The sequence below is a fragment of the Streptomyces sp. NPDC048504 genome (assembly GCF_043200035.1).
GTDB lineage: Bacteria > Actinomycetota > Actinomycetes > Streptomycetales > Streptomycetaceae > Streptomyces.
The window spans coordinates 106,534-123,526 of record NZ_JBICXA010000022.1 but is presented as its reverse complement, the minus strand read 5'-3'; the positions used below and the strand labels follow the sequence as shown (position 1 = coordinate 123,526).

At 69.8% G+C, this 16,993-nt stretch carries 16 protein-coding genes; 7 read left to right on the top strand and 9 right to left on the bottom strand.

Annotated features, from left to right (window positions below; genetic code table 11):
* Window positions 1–60 precede the first annotated feature (60 nt).
* Genes ACGFY9_RS42045 through ACGFY9_RS42035 form a run of 3 tightly spaced genes read right to left on the bottom strand, consistent with a single transcriptional unit; the run spans window position 61 to window position 3,146 of the window.
* A complete protein-coding gene (locus ACGFY9_RS42045) occupies window positions 61–1,194 on the bottom strand; it encodes an Mrp/NBP35 family ATP-binding protein (protein ID WP_393763368.1) in 1,134 nt (377 codons plus the stop codon).
* A 43-nt stretch (window positions 1,195–1,237) separates the two neighbouring features.
* Complete coding sequence (locus ACGFY9_RS42040; RefSeq protein ID WP_393763366.1) at window positions 1,238–1,831, bottom strand: DUF1003 domain-containing protein; 594 nt, start codon at window positions 1,829–1,831, stop codon at window positions 1,238–1,240.
* Entirely contained in the window at window positions 1,821–3,146 is a 1,326-nt protein-coding gene (locus ACGFY9_RS42035; RefSeq protein WP_393763365.1) for a magnesium transporter MgtE N-terminal domain-containing protein, read from the bottom strand. Before ACGFY9_RS42035 ends, ACGFY9_RS42040 begins: the two co-directional genes overlap by 11 nt.
* A 211-nt stretch (window positions 3,147–3,357) precedes the next feature.
* Between ACGFY9_RS42035 and ACGFY9_RS42030 the strand changes: the two genes are divergently transcribed.
* Window positions 3,358–4,077 (top strand): hypothetical protein, encoded by a 720-nt coding sequence (locus tag ACGFY9_RS42030; RefSeq protein WP_393763363.1) that lies wholly within the window; start codon window positions 3,358–3,360, stop codon window positions 4,075–4,077.
* Between the two features lie 14 nt (window positions 4,078–4,091).
* Here ACGFY9_RS42030 and ACGFY9_RS42025 read toward each other — a convergent pair whose 3' ends face one another.
* On the bottom strand, window positions 4,092–4,610 hold the full coding sequence (locus ACGFY9_RS42025; RefSeq protein ID WP_393763361.1) for a hypothetical protein: 519 nt from the start codon (window positions 4,608–4,610) through the stop codon (window positions 4,092–4,094).
* A 22-nt stretch (window positions 4,611–4,632) separates the two neighbouring features.
* Window positions 4,633–5,751 (bottom strand): magnesium and cobalt transport protein CorA, encoded by a 1,119-nt coding sequence (locus ACGFY9_RS42020; protein ID WP_393763359.1) that lies wholly within the window; start codon window positions 5,749–5,751, stop codon window positions 4,633–4,635.
* A 519-nt stretch (window positions 5,752–6,270) separates the two neighbouring features.
* Here ACGFY9_RS42020 and ACGFY9_RS42015 point away from each other — a divergent pair.
* Window positions 6,271–6,867, top strand: coding sequence for a suppressor of fused domain protein (locus tag ACGFY9_RS42015; protein ID WP_393763357.1), 597 nt, complete (start codon window positions 6,271–6,273; stop codon window positions 6,865–6,867).
* Window positions 6,868–6,921: 54 nt separating this feature from the next.
* On the opposite strand, the gene ACGFY9_RS42010 is transcribed toward ACGFY9_RS42015, so the two are convergent.
* Entirely contained in the window at window positions 6,922–8,160 is a 1,239-nt protein-coding gene (locus tag ACGFY9_RS42010; RefSeq protein ID WP_393763355.1) for an MFS transporter, read from the bottom strand.
* Window positions 8,161–8,331: 171 nt separating this feature from the next.
* Between ACGFY9_RS42010 and ACGFY9_RS42005 the strand changes: the two genes are divergently transcribed.
* The 3 genes from ACGFY9_RS42005 (at window position 8,332) to ACGFY9_RS41995 (ending at window position 10,716) form a co-directional block, all read left to right on the top strand.
* Entirely contained in the window at window positions 8,332–8,973 is a 642-nt protein-coding gene (locus ACGFY9_RS42005) for a DUF6758 family protein (RefSeq protein ID WP_393763353.1), read from the top strand.
* Between the two features lie 216 nt (window positions 8,974–9,189).
* Window positions 9,190–10,047, top strand: coding sequence for a PHP domain-containing protein (locus ACGFY9_RS42000; protein WP_393763351.1), 858 nt, complete (start codon window positions 9,190–9,192; stop codon window positions 10,045–10,047).
* Between the two features lie 63 nt (window positions 10,048–10,110).
* Window positions 10,111–10,716, top strand: a complete 606-nt coding sequence (locus tag ACGFY9_RS41995; protein WP_393763350.1) for a MarC family protein — start codon at window positions 10,111–10,113, stop codon at window positions 10,714–10,716.
* Between the two features lie 152 nt (window positions 10,717–10,868).
* On the opposite strand, the gene ACGFY9_RS41990 is transcribed toward ACGFY9_RS41995, so the two are convergent.
* Window positions 10,869–11,021: a hypothetical protein gene (locus ACGFY9_RS41990; protein ID WP_019058373.1), complete on the bottom strand. Its 153-nt coding sequence runs from the start codon at window positions 11,019–11,021 to the stop codon at window positions 10,869–10,871.
* Window positions 11,022–11,217: 196 nt separating this feature from the next.
* Between ACGFY9_RS41990 and ACGFY9_RS41985 the strand changes: the two genes are divergently transcribed.
* Complete coding sequence (locus tag ACGFY9_RS41985; RefSeq protein ID WP_393763348.1) at window positions 11,218–12,111, top strand: NYN domain-containing protein; 894 nt, start codon at window positions 11,218–11,220, stop codon at window positions 12,109–12,111.
* Between the two features lie 7 nt (window positions 12,112–12,118).
* Here ACGFY9_RS41985 and ACGFY9_RS41980 read toward each other — a convergent pair whose 3' ends face one another.
* Window positions 12,119–12,997 carry an alpha/beta fold hydrolase gene (locus ACGFY9_RS41980; protein WP_393763346.1) on the bottom strand — a complete coding sequence of 293 codons (879 nt, stop codon included), beginning with the start codon at window positions 12,995–12,997 and terminating at the stop codon, window positions 12,119–12,121.
* A gap of 129 nt (window positions 12,998–13,126) precedes the next feature.
* Window positions 13,127–15,769 carry a DEAD/DEAH box helicase gene (locus tag ACGFY9_RS41975; RefSeq protein WP_393763344.1) on the bottom strand — a complete coding sequence of 881 codons (2,643 nt, stop codon included), beginning with the start codon at window positions 15,767–15,769 and terminating at the stop codon, window positions 13,127–13,129.
* A 480-nt stretch (window positions 15,770–16,249) separates the two neighbouring features.
* Here ACGFY9_RS41975 and ACGFY9_RS41970 point away from each other — a divergent pair, with 480 nt between their 5' ends.
* On the top strand, window positions 16,250–16,987 hold the full coding sequence (locus ACGFY9_RS41970) for a ferritin-like fold-containing protein (protein WP_033282009.1): 738 nt from the start codon (window positions 16,250–16,252) through the stop codon (window positions 16,985–16,987).
* Window positions 16,988–16,993: the final 6 nt, after the last annotated feature.

The following is a 16,993-nucleotide window of genomic DNA, read 5'->3' as shown; positions in this document are numbered from 1 at the left end:
GGCTACGACGATGGGGGCGCCGTCTCACCGGACGGCGCCCCCATCGTCGTAAGAAGATCCCTAGAACTTGTTCCTCGGGGTGATCCCCAGCGACATGCCCGAAAGACCGCGCTGCCGGCCGCCCAGCTTGCCCGCGATCGCTCGCAGTGCCGCGCCCGCCGGGGAGTCCGGGTCCGTCAGGACGACCGGCTTGCCCTCGTCGCCGCCCTCGCGGAGACGGACGTCGATCGGGATGGAGCCGAGGACGGGGACCGACGCGCCCGTCGTGCGCGTGAGGCCGTCCGCCACCGACTGGCCGCCGCCCGTGCCGAAGACGTCGACCATCTCGCCGCAGTGCGGGCACGGCAGGCCCGCCATGTTCTCGACGACGCCGACGATCTTCTGGTGGGTCTGTACGGCGATGGAGCCGGCCCGCTCGGCGACCTCGGCCGCCGCCTGCTGAGGGGTCGTCACGACCAGGATCTCGGCGTTCGGGACGAGCTGGGCGACGGAGATCGCGATGTCGCCCGTGCCCGGCGGGAGGTCGAGGAGCAGGACGTCCAGGTCGCCCCAGTACACGTCCGCCAGGAACTGCTGGAGCGCGCGGTGCAGCATCGGGCCGCGCCACACCACCGGTGCGTTGCCCGGCGTGAACATGCCGATGGAGATGACCTTCACGCCGTGTGCCGACGGCGGCATGATCATGTTCTCGACCTGGGTGGGGTGGCCGTCGGCGCCCAGCATGCGCGGGACGCTGTGGCCGTAGATGTCCGCGTCGACGACACCGACCTTCAGGCCGTCGGCGGCCATCGCGGCCGCGAGGTTCACCGTCACCGAGGACTTGCCGACGCCGCCCTTGCCGGACGCGACCGCGTACACGCGCGTGAGGGAGCCGGGCTGCGCGAAGGGGACCTCGCGCTCGGCCTTGCCACCGCGCAGGGCGGTCGCGAGTTCCTTGCGCTGCTCGTCGCTCATCACGTCCAGGGTCACGTCGACACCGGTGACGCCCTCGACACCCAGGACCGCCTCCGTCACGCGCTGCGTGATCGTCTCGCGCATGGGACAGCCGGAGACCGTCAGGTACACGGTGACCGCGACCGCTCCGTCCGCACCGATCTCCACCGACTTGACCATCCCCAACTCGGTGATGGGTCGGTTGATCTCGGGGTCGTTCACCGTCGACAGCGCTTCACGCACCGCGTCTTCCGTAGCCATAGAGTCGATGGTACGGCGCCGCGCCGGGCCCCAGGTAAGTCGGTCACCGGTCGTCTACGTCACGTCCGTGCGACCGTTCCGCCGGGAATACGACGTGTTTGTGGTGGCCGTTCTCCCGTTCCTCCAGCTCTTTCACCAGATCCTGGAGTTCGGAGCGGATCCAGTCCCGGGTCGCCACCTCGCCGAGGCCGATGCGCAGGGCTGCGATCTCGCGGGTCAGGTACTCGGTGTCGGCGATCGACCGCTCGTTCTGCTTGCGGTCCTGTTCGAGGTTGACCCGGTCGCGGTCGTCCTGCCGGTTCTGCGCGAGCAGGATCAGCGGGGCCGCGTAGGAGGCCTGGAGCGACAGCATCAGCGTCAGGAAGATGAACGGGTAGTTGTCGAAGCGCACATCGGCCGGCGCGAAGATGTTCCACAGCACCCAGACGATGATGACGATCGTCATCCAGACGATGAACCGCCCGGTGCCGAGGAAGCGCGCGATCCGTTCCGACAGCCGCCCGAAGGCCTCCGGGTCGTACTCGGGCAGGAACCGGCGCCGGGGCGAACGCGGCTGGTCGAGCCGGGCCCGCGTCCGGCTGGTGGCGGTCGCGCCCGCCGGGGTCCGCTCGCGCGTGGTCTCGCGCTCAGGAGTCATGAGCCGCCACCTCCTCCGCCTCTGCCGATGTCTCTGCCTCGTTCTCGCCGTCGCCCTCGTCGAGATGGAACTCGGTCTCCCGCCAGTCCTCCGGCAGCATGTGGTCCAGCACGTCGTCCACGGTCACCGCCCCGAGCAGCGACCCGGTCTCGTCGACCACGGGCGCCGCGACCATGTCGTACGTCGCGAAGAACCCGGCGATGAGCTGCAGCGTCGCGTCCGGGTCGAGCGGCTGAAGGTCGTCGTCGATGATCGCGCTGACCAGGGTGTACGGCGGGTCGCGCAGCAGCCGCTGGAAGTGGACCGTGCCGAGGTACTTGCCGGTCGGGGTGTCGTCGGGCGGGCGGCAGACGTAGACCTGGGCGGCGAGGGCCGGCGAGAGGTCGGCGCTGCGGACGCGGGCGAGCGCGTCGGCGACGGTCGCGTCCGGCCGCAGGACGATCGGCTCGGTCGTCATGAGGCCGCCCGCGGTGTGCTCCTCGTACGACATCAGGCGGCGTACGTCGGCCGCTTCGGAGGGCTGCATCAGGTTGAGCAGGCGCTCCTTGTCGTCCTCGGGGAGTTCGGAGAGGAGGTCGGCCGCGTCGTCCGGGTCCATGGCCTCCAGGACGTCCGCCGCGCGCTCCTCCTTCAGCTTGCCGAGGATCTCGATCTGGTCGTCCTCCGGGAGCTCTTCGAGGACGTCGGCGAGGCGGTCGTCGTCCAGGGCGGCGGCGACCTCGGCCCGGCGCTTGGGGGAGAGGTGGTGCAGGACGTTGGCGAGGTCGGCGGGGCGCAGCTGCTCGAAGGTGGCCAGGAGGCTCTCCGCGCCCTGTCCCTGCTCCTCAAGGGAGAAACCGGTGACGCTGGACCAGTCCACGGTCAGCGTCTCGCCCTTGGCCCTTCTGAAGGCTCCGCCGGCCCTGCCCTTGCGGACGAAGACCCGGTCGATCTCCCAGTCGCGGCGGGCCGGCAGGTGCTGCACCGACAGGTCGAGGACGGTGACCTCTTCGCCGGTCTCGACGAGGGTGACGCGCCGGTCGAGGAGTTCGCCGAACACCAGCCGCTCGGTGGGCCGTTGCTCGAAGCGGCGGACGTTCAGCACGCCGGTCGTGATGACCTGGCCGGACTCGATGCCGGTGACGCGGGTCATCGGGAGGAAGATGCGGCGCCGGGTGGAGAGTTCGACGACGAGGCCGAGCAGCCGCGGGGGCCGCCGGCCGACACGGAGCATGGCGACGAGGTCGCGGACGCGGCCCACCTGGTCGCCGTTCGGGTCGAATACGGCGACACCGGAGAGGTGCGACACGAAGACTCGGGGAGCGCCGGCTGCCATGGCCGCACCTCCTTCTTTCTTTGCTGGTCCGCTGGTGGATTCCGTGGTTTCCGGATGTTCCGAAATGCCTGCTCGGACGGGCTTCAGGCTAGCCCGTCCCCATGTGATCCGCGCTGGTGGGCGGTCCGGACGGACTGGCTCGGCCGACGCCTCGCGGCCCCGGTACGCTGCCGTACGCCATCGCCCCCGCCGCACGGAAGGCACCCCACCTGTGACTGCGATCCCCCAGGTCCGAAACCGTCGTGCGGCGCTGCTCGGCGCGGTCTGTGTCGTGGCCCTGACGGGGTGCGGCGGCGGGGACCCGGACGCGGGGACCAACGGGGTCGGCAAGCTGGCCGCCGACAAGATCCAGTCCAGGTCGGTGACGGCCGCGGGCGCCGCCGACGCCGTACGGCTGTCCGGGACCGTCGTCACGAGTGGGTTGACGTACACGCTCGACATGCGGCTGAAGTCCGACGGCGGCAGCGGGTCGGTCACCTCGAAGGGGTCGACCTTCGGGCTGCTGCGGATCGGCGAGCAGCTGTACCTGAAGGCCGACGCGGACTTCTGGAACAGCAACGGGGACTCGGGCGCCGGCGACTCGCTGCACGGCAAGTACGTGAAGGTGCCGCAGGGGGACCCCTCGTACAAGAAGTTCAGTGGTTTCACGGACAAGGACATCCTCCTCTCCAGCTTGCTGACCCTGCACGGTTCGCTCGCGACGGACGGACACCACGCGCAGAACGGTGTCCGGACGATCCGCATCACCGGCGACCACGGCTCCGGCGGCACCCTCGACGTGTCCCTGGAGGGCAAGCCGTATCCGCTCCGGCTGGTCCGCGCGGGCGGCGCGGGCACCCTGACCTTCTCGGACTGGGGCAAGAGCTTCACGGTGAAGGAGCCGGCGGGCGACGACACTGTCGACTACGGCAAGCAACTGCCGTCTTCCTAGCGGTAGTTACGTACTTATCGCTGCTTGCGCTTCTTCTTCAGGAGCAGGCGCGGCAACCCGGCCGGGACCGGCTGACGGGTCGTCGCCGGGGTCGGCAGCGGGGGCTCCGCCAGCGAACCCTCGGGCAGACCGGCCGTCGCTCCCGTCGGTTCCAGGCGCAGTACCCGGCACTCGCGGGCCCAGCGGGCCGTCATCGCCTCGCCGTCGGGGGCGTTGAGGCGCTTGCCCTTCAGCTCGGCGACGGCCGCCGTCCAGGCCTCGGAGTCCGGGGCCAGTTCCACGACCTTCGCGGTCCACGAGACGAGCCGGCCGCCCTTGTCCTTGCTGCGGACCGTGACCTCGGCGGGGCCGCCGTCGGTCAGCCCCGGCAGCGGCTGCTCGCCCGGTCCGTCGCCGATCAGGCAGGCCGCGCCCTCGTGCCAGACGTGCCACAGGGCGCGGGCCGGGACGCCCGGACCGTTGACCCAGACGAGGCCGGACTTCTTCGTGGCCTCCTCGACGAGGGCCTGGTCGAGCAGCTCGCTGCTAGTCATGGGCTCAGCCTATCCAGGCCGCTCACAGCCAGCCGTTGCGCTTCAGCGTTCGGTGGATCGCCAGACAGACGGTCACGGTGAAGGCGAGCACCGCCGGATACCCGTACCGCGCGTGCAGTTCGGGCATGTGCTCGAAGTTCATGCCGTACACGCCCGTCACCATTGTCGGTACGGCGATGATCGCGGCCCACGCGGTGATCTTCCGCATGTCCTCGTTCTGGGCGACGGACGCCTGTGCGAGGTTGGCCTGGAGGATCGAGTTGAGCAGCTCGTCGAAGCCGATGACCTGCTCGTGGACGCGGGCGAGGTGGTCGGCGACATCGCGGAAGTACTTCTGGATGTCCGGGTCGATCAGCCGCATCGGCCGCTCGCTCAGCAGCTGCATGGGACGCAGCAGCGGCGACACCGCGCGCTTGAACTCCAGTACCTCGCGCTTGAGTTGGTAGATCCGCGCCGAGTCGACACCGCGCGAGACCCCGCCCTTGCGGCCCGGCGTGAACACCTCGGTCTCGACCTCGTCGATGTCGTCCTGCACCGCGTCCGCGACCGCGACATAGCCGTCGACGACGTGGTCGGCGATCGAGTGCAGCACCGCCGAGGGACCGCGGGCGAGCAGCTCCGGGTCGTCCTGCAGCCGGTGCCGCAGCGCCCGCAGCGAGCCCTGGCCGCCGTGCCGGACGGTGATGAAGAAGTCCCGCCCGGTGAAGCACATGACCTCGCCGGTCTCGACTACCTCGCTGTTGGCGGTGAGTCGGTCGTGCTCGACGTAGTGGATGGTCTTGAAGACGGTGAACAGCGAGTCGTCGTAGCGCTCCAGCTTGGGCCGCTGGTGGGCCTGGACGGCGTCCTCGACGGCGAGCGGGTGGAGTCCGAACTCCCGGGCGATACCGGCGAATTCGGCCTCGGTCGGCTCGTGCAGGCCGATCCACACGAAGCCGCCGTCACGGCGCACCAGACGCATCGCCTCGTGCGGGGTGAGCGGCTTGCCGGTGTCGATGCGGGCGCCGTCGCGGTACACGGCGCAGTCGACGACGGCCGAGGGGGTGCCGGGGTCGCGGGTCGTGTCGTACGCGCCGCTGTCCTTGCGCAGGGAGGGACGGGACGGGCGGACCACGGCACGCAGGTCGCGGATCATCGACATGGCGGGCTCCTTCGCGAAGAGCAACGAAAGGCGCCGACGACGGTTGGAACTGCCCGGAATGGGGACGTCCTGAGTGCGGATGTTTGGCACGTCCACAAAGCGGGGAGCACCGCACCGTCGCGGTGGCGAGCTTCGCTACTGATACAGGCACTGACTTCGGAACAGACAGATCGGTCGGATCGGATACACCGAACAGATCAGGCAGATCAGGAAAAAGAAACGAAGTGCTCTTCCGCGACAGTGAAGAAGTGCGAGAGGCGGCGGCAGCCGACTGGAGGCTAGAAGCAGAGCCAGAGCGACGACATCAGCGGCCGGAAGAGCGGGTGGTACTGCCAGGCCGACTTCGGTCCATTGCAGCCCCACCTCCTCCGGCCGGTCCCCCGTGGGGGAGTCTCAACGGCGTCGGGACTTGATCGCGACGCTTCTGCGTGCTGCCCCGAACGACCGGCCAAGACTATCAGCCGACTGAACTGTCAAGGCGCTGCTTTGCCCGGTACTGACGAGTTCTATGCTCGCCGCATGGTTGATGTTCTTGCTCTGGTCGAGGCACGGTTGCGTACCGCGCTGGGCGATCCGGACGCCCGCGCCGCGGTCACCTTCCTCGGCACGGACCGCGTCGAGGTCCTGCGTTTCCCGGGCGACAACCAGGACGGGACCGTCGTCCGCTACGCCACCCTCGGCATGTCCGCGCAGCCGATGAGCGACCCCACGGCGATGCTCGCCGACCCGGTCGCGGGCCCGCGCGCCGAGCTGGTCCTCTCCGTCCGCGGCGGCCTCGCCGACACCGACAAAGTGCTCCGGCCCCTTGCCGTGCTCGCCGCGTCCCCGCAGGTCGAGGGCGTGATCGTGGCCCCCGGTGCCTCGCTCGACGTGGGCGAACCGCTGTGGCCCGGCGCCCCGTTCACCTCGGTTCTGGTCGCCGAGCCGGGCGGCCTGGTCGAGGACCTGGAACTCGACGAACCTCTCGACCCGGTGCGCTTCCTGCCGCTGCTCCCCATGACCCCGAACGAGGCCGCCTGGAAGCGCGTCCACGGCGCCCAGGCCCTCCAGGAACGCTGGCTGACGAACGGGACGGACCTCCGGGATCCCTCCCGCAGGTCCGTCCCGCTGGACTGACCTCCTGACCGGCCACGCGCGTGACCGATGTCACCAATGCCCGGCCGGAATCCGTCAGTTGGCGAACACCGCGACACTGTCCTCCACCGCGTGCCTGGGCTCCAGCTCCTCGGCCTCGTGCGTGAGCGCGTTCCGTCGTACGAGGACCACCAGCGCGCCCAGCGCCGCGGTGACGGCCGCGACCACGAACGGGATGTGGATGTTGCTCCACCCCTCGATCTTCGGCGCGAAGAACGGCGCGGCAGCTGCGGCGAACCAGCGGACGAAGTTGTAGCCCGCGCTCGCCACCGGGCGCGGCGCGTCCGACACACCCAGGGCCAGCTCGGTGTAGACGGTGTTGTTCACGCCGATGAAGGCGCCGGACAGGATCGTGCAGACGATGGCGGTGGTGTGGCTGCCGTAGCCGAGGACCAGGACGTCGGCGGCGAGCAGTACGAGTGAACCGCCGAGCACCTTCAGGGAGCCGAAGCGGGCCTGCAGGCGCGGGGCGACGAAGACCGAGAAGACGGCGAGCAGCACGCCCCACGCGAAGAACACGGCACCGGACTTGTACGGGGTCATGTTCAGCACGAACGGGGTGAAGGCCAGCACGGTGAAGAACGTGTAGTTGTAGAAGAAGGACGAGACGGCGGCTGAGGCCAGACCGCCGTGGCCGAGGGCCTTGATCGGGTCGAGCAGTGACGTCTTCCGGGCCGGCTTCGGCTGTTCCTTCAGGAACACCGTGATGCACAGGAAGCCGATCGCCATCAGGAACGCGGTGCCGAAGAAGGGGTAGCGCCAGCTCTGGTTGCCCAGCAGGGCGCCGAGCAGCGGGCCGCAGGCCATGCCTAGGCCCAGGGCGGACTCGTAGAGCAGGATCGCCGCGGCGCTGCCGCCGGCCGCCGCGCCGACGATGACGGCGAGGGCGGTCGACACGAAGAGCGCGTTGCCGAGACCCCAGCCGGCCCGGAAGCCGACCAGTTCGCCGACCGAGCCGGAGGTGCCGGCGAGGCCCGCGAAGACCACGACGAGGGCGAGGCCGAGCAGCAGGGTCTTCTTGCCGCCGATGCGGCTGGAGACGAAGCCGGTCACCAGCATCGCGATGGCGGTGATCAGGAAGTACGAGGTGAAGAGCAGGGAGACCTGGCTCGCCGTGGCGTCCAGGCCCTTGGCGATCGACGGCAGGATCGGGTCGACGAGTCCGATGCCCATGAAGGCGACGACCGAGGCGCCGGCGGTGGCCCAGACCGCCTTGGGCTGCCGCAGGATGCTGCCCGAGCCGGTGTCGGCTCCCTTGTCGAAGGGGTCGTCCATGCTTCCTCCCAAGTAGTTGGTATATGCACATAGTAAGTTAGGCAAGGTAATGAATGCAAGTTACATCTAGTTTCGCTCGGCGGATGGCCCTGGTTTCGCTCCGTGAGTGGTCCCGGCCGGACGGGTGATCGTCCTTGACGTGCGCGGGTGAGGGTAGGACCGTGGGGCCCTATGAGGGGCGAACCCAGTTGCCCGAAGTGTGGTGGCCGGGTCAGGGCTCCCGGACTCTTCGCCGATTCCTGGCAGTGCGATGTCCACGGGACGGTGCATCCGCTGCAGCCCGTGATCCCGCCCAGCGTCGAGGCGCTCAGTGTCGTGGTGCATCGGACGAACGTGCCGGTGTGGATGCCGTGGCCGTTGCCCGTCGGGTGGCTGTTCACCGGCGTGGCCTGTGCGGGGGACGACCGTAGTGGCGGGCGGGCTACGGCTGTTGCCTGTTCCGGGCCGGGGCCCCTTGGAGGGGTCGGGGAGTTGATCCTTGTCGCCGAGGAGCTGGGGGTTGGGCTCGGGGCGCGGTATGCGGGGATCGACGGGCCGGATCCTGGGCCTTACATGAACGTGGAGAAGCCTCCTCAGGCGAAGTTGCTCGCCGCGGGGCGGCCTACGCCGTTGTGGCATGTTTCTACGGCGCCGGATGACCGGGCGGTTTTCGCCGGCGAGGCGTTGGGGTTGTGGCTGTGGGCGGTTGTCTGGCCTGAGCAGTCGGGGTTGTTGATGTATGACGAGCTGGTGCTTACGGATTTGCGGGATGCGGGGGCTGAGGTTGATCTCGTGCCGTGTGGGGCGCTTTCGCCGCGCTTGCTGGAGCCGTAGCGCCTAGGGGGGTGCATCGGACGGTTGTGGGGCGGGTGCGGGTGCGGGTGCGGGTGCGGGTGCGTTGTGGCTGGTCGCGCCCACGCGGCGGAGCCGCAAATTGATGCAGCCCCGCGCCCCTTAGGGGGTTGCCCTCAGCGGTGTTCATGAGGGGCCCGGGGTTGCCGTTACCCTTGAGTGGTCCCTTTTCGTATCGTCACCCTCTGGAGTCTGCGCGTGCGTATCGATCTGCACACCCACTCCACGGCCTCTGACGGTACGGATGCGCCCGCTGAGCTGGTGCGGAACGCCGCCGCTGCTGGGCTGGATGTTGTCGCGTTGACCGATCACGACACCAGTCGTGGGTATGCCGAGGCGATCGGCGCGTTGCCCTCGGGGCTCACTCTTGTCACCGGGGCCGAGATGTCCTGTCGGATCGACGGGGTGTCCATGCACATGCTGGCTTATCTCTTCGATCCGGAGGAGCCCGCACTGCTCGCCGAGCGGGAGCTGGTTCGGGACGATCGGGTGCCTCGGGCTCGGGCCATGGTGGGGCGGCTTCAGGAGCTGGGGGTGCCGGTCACCTGGGAGCAGGTTGCCCGGATCGCCGGCGAAGGATCTGTCGGGCGGCCTCATGTCGCCACCGCGCTTGTCGAGTTGGGCGTTGTGCCCACGGTGAACGACGCGTTCACTGTCGAGTGGCTGGCCGACGGGGGGCGCGCTCATGTGGCCAAGCACGAGACCGATCCCTTTGAGGCGATCCGGCTGGTGAAGGCCGCGGGGGGCGTGACCGTGTTCGCGCACCCTGGCGCCAGTAAGCGCGGGCACACCGTGCCCGAAGCTGCCATTGCCGAGATGGCTGCCGCCGGGCTCGACGGTATCGAGGTCGAGCACATGGATCACGACGCGGAGACGCGGCTGCGGTTGCGGGGGCTCGCGAAGGAGCTCGGGCTGCTGGCCACCGGGTCCAGTGACTATCACGGGAGCCGGAAGAGCGTGCAGCTCGGGGAGTACACGACCGATCCCGAGGTGTACGGCGAGATCACGCGGCGCGCCACCGGGGCGTTCCCGGTGCCGGGGACCGGCGGAGCCTGAACTCGTCCGACCACTCCGTACGTCTCCCTCCGCTCATCTCTCTGCAAGGCTCGTGGCTCACCCATGTTCGACGTCGCCGTTTTCGGCTCCCTCTTCCTGACCCTTTTTGTCATCATGGACCCCCCTGGGATCACCCCGATCTTCCTCGCGCTGACCGCCGGACGACCGTCCAAGGTGCAGAAGCGCATGGCCTTCCAGGCCGTGTGTGTCGCGGGTGGTGTGATCACCGTCTTCGGGTTGCTCGGGCACCAGATCCTCGACTACCTGCATGTCTCCGTGCCCGCGCTGATGATCGCGGGCGGGCTGCTGCTCCTGCTCATCGCGCTCGACCTGCTCACCGGTAAGACCGATGAGCCCAAGCAGACCAAGGACGTCAACGTCGCGCTCGTACCGCTGGGCATGCCGCTGCTCGCCGGGCCCGGTGCGATCGTGTCCGTCATCCTCGCCGTGCAGAAGGCGGACAGTGTGGCCACGCAGGTGTCGGTGTGGGCGGCGATCCTCGCCATCCATGTCGTGCTGTGGCTGGTGATGCGCTACTCGCTGCTGATCATCCGGGTCATCAAGGACGGCGGGGTGGTGCTGGTGACGCGGCTCGCCGGGATGATGCTCTCCGCCATCGCCGTGCAGCAGATCATCAACGGGATCACCCAGGTGATCCGGGCGAGCTGAGCGCCGTAGGCCTCCACCGCACGCGGATATACGCAGAACCCCCGTACGGCGTCGGTGCCGTACGGGGGTTCTGAAGTGTGGTTGCGATCCGCGTAAGGGTCGCGGGTATGGGTCGTGGTCGTTACGTCGTCGGTGTTACGCGGCCTTGAGTGTTACGAGGCCTTGGTCTCGGCGGGGCGGATCCACAGTCGCTGTCCTATGGCGGCGGCCTGTTGCACGATCCGATTGACGGAGGCGGCGTCCACGACGGTGCTGTCCACGGTGGTGCCGTCGACCTCGTCAAGACGCATGATTTCGAAGCGCATTGGCTTCTCCCTTCGTCTGGTCATCCTCCTGAGGAGAACTACTTGGTTACTGATGTAGTCAACGGGATGCGTGTTACAAACATTCCCTACGCTAAGGAAATTTTTCGAACGCCTAATTACTGACCGGTAAGAGATCGCCGCGAGACTGACCGGGACCGGTTGTGTTCGCAGCGTGACCGCCGGGACAATGGAAGCGATGAACGACGACCTCGCGGCCCTCAGTGCCCGCATCGACCGCACGAACGAGCTGCTGCAGCGCATGCTCGCCGAAGTGGCGAAGACGCCCTCGACGCATGCGATCTTCGTCGACGCCGGGTATTTGTATGCAGCCGCGGGCCGCCTCGTCTCCGGGACCGAGGACCGACGCACCTTCGACCTCGACACCGAGGGCCTCATCGAGGCGCTCATCGACAAGGCCCGCACGATCTTCGCGGACAGCCGGCTGCTGCGGGTCTACTGGTACGACGGCGCCCGGCGCCGCATCCACACCTCCGAGCAGCAGTCCATCGCCGAACTCCCGGACGTCAAGGTGCGGTTGGGCAATCTGAACGCCAACAACCAGCAGAAGGGCGTCGATTCACTCATCCGCTCCGACCTGGAGTCCCTCGCCCGGCACCGCGCCATCAGCGACGCGGCCCTCATCGGCGGCGACGAGGACCTGGTCTCGGCGGTCGAGGCGGCCCAAGGGTACGGCGCCCGCGTCCACTTGTGGGGCATCGAGGCCCCGGAGGGCCGTAACCAGGCTGAGCCGCTCCTCTGGGAGGTCGACAGCCAGCGCACCTTCGACCTCGACTTCTTCAAGCCGTACGTCTCCCGGCGCGCGTCCGCCGTCTACGAGGCCGCCGCCACCCGGCCCACCCGCGACGACGTCCGCTTCGTGGGCGCGCAGATCGCGGCGAAGTGGCTCGCGGCACGAGGGAGGGAAGCGCTGGTCGAGCTGCTGCCCGGGCATCCGTATCTGCCGGGGTCCGTCGACCAGGACCTGCTGGTCGAGGCGGAAGGGCTGCTGCAGTACTCCCTGCGCGGGCAGGCCGATCTGCGGCGGGCGCTGCGGGACGGGTTCTGGGAGCACCTGCAGACGCAGTACTAGCGCTTTTTTACCGGCTCGGGGTGTCCCAGAAGTCGGCGATGGCCTTGGCCGTAGCGGTCGGCTGGTCCGTGTTCGGTGAGTGCTCGGCCCGCGCGATGACCGTCCGCCGCGCCTTCAGCCGTACGGCCATGTCGTCCAGGAGCGGCACCGGCCAGGTGTCGTCGCGCGAGCCCGACAGGACATGGACGGGGAGGGGGACCGCGGCCAGTTCGGCCACCCGGTCCGGCTCCACGCACAACTGGCGTCCCGCGGCGAGGAGTTGGGCCGGCTTGGTGCCCAGCCAGCGGCGGCGCAGGTCGGCCCGGTCGTCGAGCCCCTCGTCCAGCCCACCGCCGGTCTCGGTCTCCTCCGGTGCCTCCATCGCCTGGATCGCGTCCCACACCTCGGCCATCGACATCACGGCGAGCGCGTCCCGCAACAGCTTCACGCGCTGTTGCTGGGAGGCCGAGATCTCCGCCGGCCCCGACGCCATCAGCGTCAGCGATACGAAGGGTGCGGGGTCGAGCAGTACTGCGGCCCGGGCGACCTGCCCGCCGAAGGAGTGCCCGAGCAGATGCACCGGCGCGCCCACGGTCTCAGCCAGCGCGAGCACGTCCCGCGCCAACTCGTCCTGGGCGTAAGGGGATTCGTCGTCCGCGGGCCCGTCCGTCTCGTACTGGCCCCGCCCGTCCACGGCCACGGTCCGGTATCCGCGCGCCCCGAACGCCTCGTGCAAGGGGTTGAAGTCCTCCTTGCTCCCGGTGAATCCCGGCAGCAACAAGGCGACTCCCTTGGCCTCGACACCGTCGCCGACAGGCGAGTCCACGACGGCGAACTCACCGCGAGCGGTCCGCAACTGGTACGCGCGAGCACCGGGGGGCGGGGTGAAGGAGGGCGGCTTGCTCATGGGGTGAGGTTAACCGGCGAGACTGAGCGGAATGGGGACGGGAGGGTGTAACCGGGGTTAACGGGCTGGTGGAACGCCGATGGCCCGACCCACGTGACGTGGGCCGGGCCATCGGCGTTACTGAGTCGGTCAGCCTTCGGTGGCCTCAGCTGCCGCCGTCGCCGCGGTCTTGCGCGGCCGGCGCACCCTCGGCTTCGCCTCGGGCGCCTCCGCCGTCTCCACGGTGACCGGAGCCTCGGCGGCCTTGCGGGTCGTACGGCGACGCGGCTTGACATCCGCCTCCTCGGCCACCTGGGCCGGGATCTCGGCTGCCGCGGCCGTCTTGCGGACCCGACGCGGCTTGGCTTCGACAGCCTCGGCCGTGTCCACAGCGGCAACCGCGGTCTTGCGGGTCCGACGCGGCTTGACCTCGGCGACCTCCGCCGGTGCCTCGACGGCAACGGCCGTCTTGCGGGTCCGACGCGGCTTGCTCTCGACGGCCTCGACCGTGTCCACGGCGGTCTCGGCGGCAACCGCGGCCTTGCGAGTGCGGCGCGGCTTGGTCTCGGCGACCTCCGCCGGTGCCTCTACGGCAACGGCAGCGGCCGTCTTGCGCGTACGGCGCGGCTTCGCCTCGACGGCCTCGGCGGTGTCCACGGCGACGACCTCGGCCGGAGCCGCGGTCTTCCGGGCCCGCCGCGGCTTGGCCTCCGCCACGACCGGCGTCTCCACGGCCTCCACGACCGGCTCCGCAACCTTGCGGGTACGACGACGGGGCGCGGCCTCCACGGCACCGCCCTGCTCCTCGACCACCTGCGCGGGGATGCCGGCGACGGCCTTGCGGGTCGCGGTACGGCGACGCGGCTTGGTCTCCTCGACGGCCTCGACCGTGTTGACGACCTCGACCGCTTCGACCGGAGCCGCGGTCTTCCGCGCCCGGGTCCGACGCGGCTTGGCCTCGACGGCCTCGACCGTGTCGACCGCGGCCACGGCGGCGGGTTCGGCAGCAGCGGGGGTCACGACCTCGACCGGCTCCGCGGCCTGTACGGCCTTACGGGTCCGGCGACGCGGCTTCGTCTCCTCGACCGGAGTCTCGACCACGGGGGCCTCGGCCACCGGGGTCACCACCGCGGCCTCGACCGCGGGCTCCGCCGACTTCCGCGTACGCCGACGGCTTGACGTCGTCGGGGCGTCCAGCGCCGGACCCTCGGCCGTGGCCACGGCGTTCTCCGCGACCTCGGACGCGGGCGTGGAGGTGACTGCCGTGGCCGGCAGCTGCTCTCCCGCCGCTCCGTTGCGTGTGCGGCGACGGCGGCGCGGAGTGCGGGTCGCGGTGTCCTCGGAGGTGGCCAGCGCGGTCTCCTCCGGAGTGGACGACGTCACGGCCGTAGCCGCCGAAGTCCCTTCCATCGGGGCGCCGTTGCGGGTCCGACGGCGGCGGCGCGGGGTGCGCGCCGGGCGCTCGGTGTCGGCGGAACGGGACTCGTCGCGGCTGTTGTCACGGCCGCTGTCGCGACCGCCCCTGCCGCCATCACGACCACCGTCTCGGCCGCCACGACCGCCATCGCGACCGCCCCGGCCACGCGGGCCGCCGCGACCGCCGGTCTCGCCGAGGTCCTCGACCTCCTCCGCGGCCAGCCCGGCGCGCGTGCGCTCCGAGCGGGGCAGGACACCCTTGGTGCCCGCGGGGATGTTCATCTCCTCGAAGAAGTGCGGGGAGGTGGAGTACGTCTCCGGCGGGTTCGGGAAGCCCAGGTCCAGCGCCTTGTTGATGAGCTGCCAGCGCGGGATGTCGTCCCAGTCGACGAGGGTGACCGCGATGCCCTTGGCGCCCGCGCGGCCCGTACGGCCGATGCGGTGCAGGTAGGTCTTCTCGTCCTCGGGGGACTGGTAGTTGATGACGTGCGTGACGCCCTCGACGTCGATACCGCGGGCGGCGACGTCGGTGCAGACAAGCACGTCCACCTTGCCGTTGCGGAACGCGCGCAGCGCCTGCTCGCGGGCGCCCTGGCCGAGGTCGCCGTGGACCGCGCCGGAGGCGAAACCGCGCTGCTGGAGCTGGTCGGCGAGGTCGGCCGCCGTGCGCTTCGTACGGCAGAAGACCATGACCGGGCCCCGGCCCTCGGCCTGCAGGATGCGGGCGACGAGCTCGGGCTTGTCCATGTTGTGCGCGCGGTAGATGAACTGCTTGGTGTTCGCAACCGTCGCGCCCTCGTCGTCCGGCGAGGTGGCGCGGATGTGCGTGGGCTGCGACATGTAGCGGCGCGCGAGACCGATGACCGCGCCCGGCATGGTCGCCGAGAACAGCATCGTCTGACGCTTGGCCGGCAGGAAGTTGATGATCTTCTCGACGTCGGGCAGGAAGCCCAGGTCGAGCATCTCGTCGGCCTCGTCCAGGACGAGCGACCTGATGTGCTTGAGGTCGAGCTTCTTCTGGCCGGCGAGGTCCAGCAGGCGGCCCGGGGTGCCGACGACGACGTCGACGCCCTTGCGGAGCGCCTCGACCTGCGGCTCGTAGGCCCGGCCGCCGTAGATGGCGAGGACGCGGACGTTGCGCACCTTGCCCGCGGTCAGCAGGTCGTTCGTGACCTGCGTGCACAGCTCGCGCGTGGGGACCACGACGAGCGCCTGCGGGGCGTCGGTCAGCCGCTCGGGCTTGGCGCGGCCGGCCTCGACGTCGGCGGGGACGGTCACGCGCTCCAGGAGCGGGAGGCCGAAGCCCAGCGTCTTGCCGGTGCCGGTCTTGGCCTGGCCGATGACGTCCGTGCCGGAAAGGGCGACGGGGAGCGTCATCTCCTGGATCGGGAAGGGGGAGACGATACCTACGGCCTCAAGGGCCTCAGCGGTCTCGGGAAGGATTCCGAGCTCTCGGAAAGTAGTCAGGGTGCTGCCTCTTCTGTGTGCGCGGTGCGAGGCGAGCGCGGGGGTCGTGTCAGGACCGTGCCGGGGACGTCGGCTGCCTTACGGACAACCCGTGAGGGCAAGCCGTACTGCACGGGACCACTGCCGACGCTCTAGCGCTCGAACCGCTGAGGGTCCCCCTCCGAACGACGTACGCACTGTCACGTACGGGCGAGGAGGGCTGTCGGGTCGGAGCCGATCGGGCCACCGACCGGGCATCCTCATTCGTGCGGCCCGGCGAATACTCGGCGGGCGCATTACCACCATACCCCGGAATCGCGCACATGCGTTGGCCGATTTGGTCACGTAGTCGTCGTCACACTGATTGACCAGGGACTTCCGCCGTGCTGTGAGCGGGCTATTGTGCGCTTCATGACGACCGCTGACAACGCCTCCGACGCGCCCGCCGAACCCACCGGAGTCGCCGCCCAGGACTGGGCCACGGCCTCCGTCGACCCGCAGTACCGCAACGCGGTCGTGGACCTGCTCGGCGCGCTCGCGTACGGCGAGCTGGCGGCCTTCGAGCGGCTCGCGGAGGACGCCAAGCTGGCGCCGACGCTCGCGGACAAGGCCGAGCTGGCGAAGATGGCGTCGGCCGAGTTCCACCACTTCGAGCAGCTCAGGGACCGGCTCACCGAGATCGGGGCCGAGCCGACCGACGCGATGCAGCCGTTCGTCGCCGCCCTCGACGGCTTCCACAAGCAGACGGCGCCCTCGGACTGGCTGGAAGGCCTCGTCAAGGCGTACGTCGGCGACTCGATCGCCAGCGACTTCTACCGCGAGGTCGCCGCCCGCCTCGACAAGGACTCCCGCCTGCTGGTGCTCGGCGTCCTCGACGACACCGGGCACGCCAGTTTCGCCGTGGAAAAGGTACGCGCGGCGATCGACGCGGACCCGCGCGTGGGCGGCCGACTCGCCCTGTGGGCACGGAGGTTGATGGGCGAGGCGCTGTCGCAGTCGCAGCGGGTGGTCGCCGATCGCGACGCACTGTCGACGATGCTCGTGGGCGGCGTGGCGGACGGCTTCGACCTCGCGGAGGTGGGCCGGATGTTCTCCCGGATCACCGAGGCGCACACCAAGCGGATGGCGGCGCTGGGGCTCGCCGCCTAGATACGG

What these genes read in the sequence shown, in the direction of transcription:
- ACGFY9_RS42045 (WP_393763368.1), bottom strand. Translation starts at nt 1,194, where the DNA reads ATGGCTACGGAAGACGCGGTGCGTGAAGCGCTGTCGACGGTGAACGAC.
- ACGFY9_RS42040 (WP_393763366.1), bottom strand. Translation starts at nt 1,831, where the DNA reads ATGACTCCTGAGCGCGAGACCACGCGCGAGCGGACCCCGGCGGGCGCG.
- ACGFY9_RS42035 (WP_393763365.1), bottom strand. Translation starts at nt 3,146, where the DNA reads ATGGCAGCCGGCGCTCCCCGAGTCTTCGTGTCGCACCTCTCCGGTGTC.
- ACGFY9_RS42025 (WP_393763361.1), bottom strand. Translation starts at nt 4,610, where the DNA reads ATGACTAGCAGCGAGCTGCTCGACCAGGCCCTCGTCGAGGAGGCCACG.
- ACGFY9_RS42020 (WP_393763359.1), bottom strand. Translation starts at nt 5,751, where the DNA reads ATGTCGATGATCCGCGACCTGCGTGCCGTGGTCCGCCCGTCCCGTCCC.
- ACGFY9_RS42015 (WP_393763357.1), top strand. Translation starts at nt 6,271, where the DNA reads ATGGTTGATGTTCTTGCTCTGGTCGAGGCACGGTTGCGTACCGCGCTG.
- ACGFY9_RS42010 (WP_393763355.1), bottom strand. Translation starts at nt 8,160, where the DNA reads ATGGACGACCCCTTCGACAAGGGAGCCGACACCGGCTCGGGCAGCATC.
- ACGFY9_RS42005 (WP_393763353.1), top strand. Translation starts at nt 8,332, where the DNA reads ATGAGGGGCGAACCCAGTTGCCCGAAGTGTGGTGGCCGGGTCAGGGCT.
- ACGFY9_RS41995 (WP_393763350.1), top strand. Translation starts at nt 10,111, where the DNA reads ATGTTCGACGTCGCCGTTTTCGGCTCCCTCTTCCTGACCCTTTTTGTC.
- ACGFY9_RS41990 (WP_019058373.1), bottom strand. Translation starts at nt 11,021, where the DNA reads ATGCGCTTCGAAATCATGCGTCTTGACGAGGTCGACGGCACCACCGTG.
- ACGFY9_RS41985 (WP_393763348.1), top strand. Translation starts at nt 11,218, where the DNA reads ATGAACGACGACCTCGCGGCCCTCAGTGCCCGCATCGACCGCACGAAC.
- ACGFY9_RS41980 (WP_393763346.1), bottom strand. Translation starts at nt 12,997, where the DNA reads ATGAGCAAGCCGCCCTCCTTCACCCCGCCCCCCGGTGCTCGCGCGTAC.
- ACGFY9_RS41975 (WP_393763344.1), bottom strand. Translation starts at nt 15,769, where the DNA reads ATGACGCTCCCCGTCGCCCTTTCCGGCACGGACGTCATCGGCCAGGCC.
- ACGFY9_RS41970 (WP_033282009.1), top strand. Translation starts at nt 16,250, where the DNA reads ATGACGACCGCTGACAACGCCTCCGACGCGCCCGCCGAACCCACCGGA.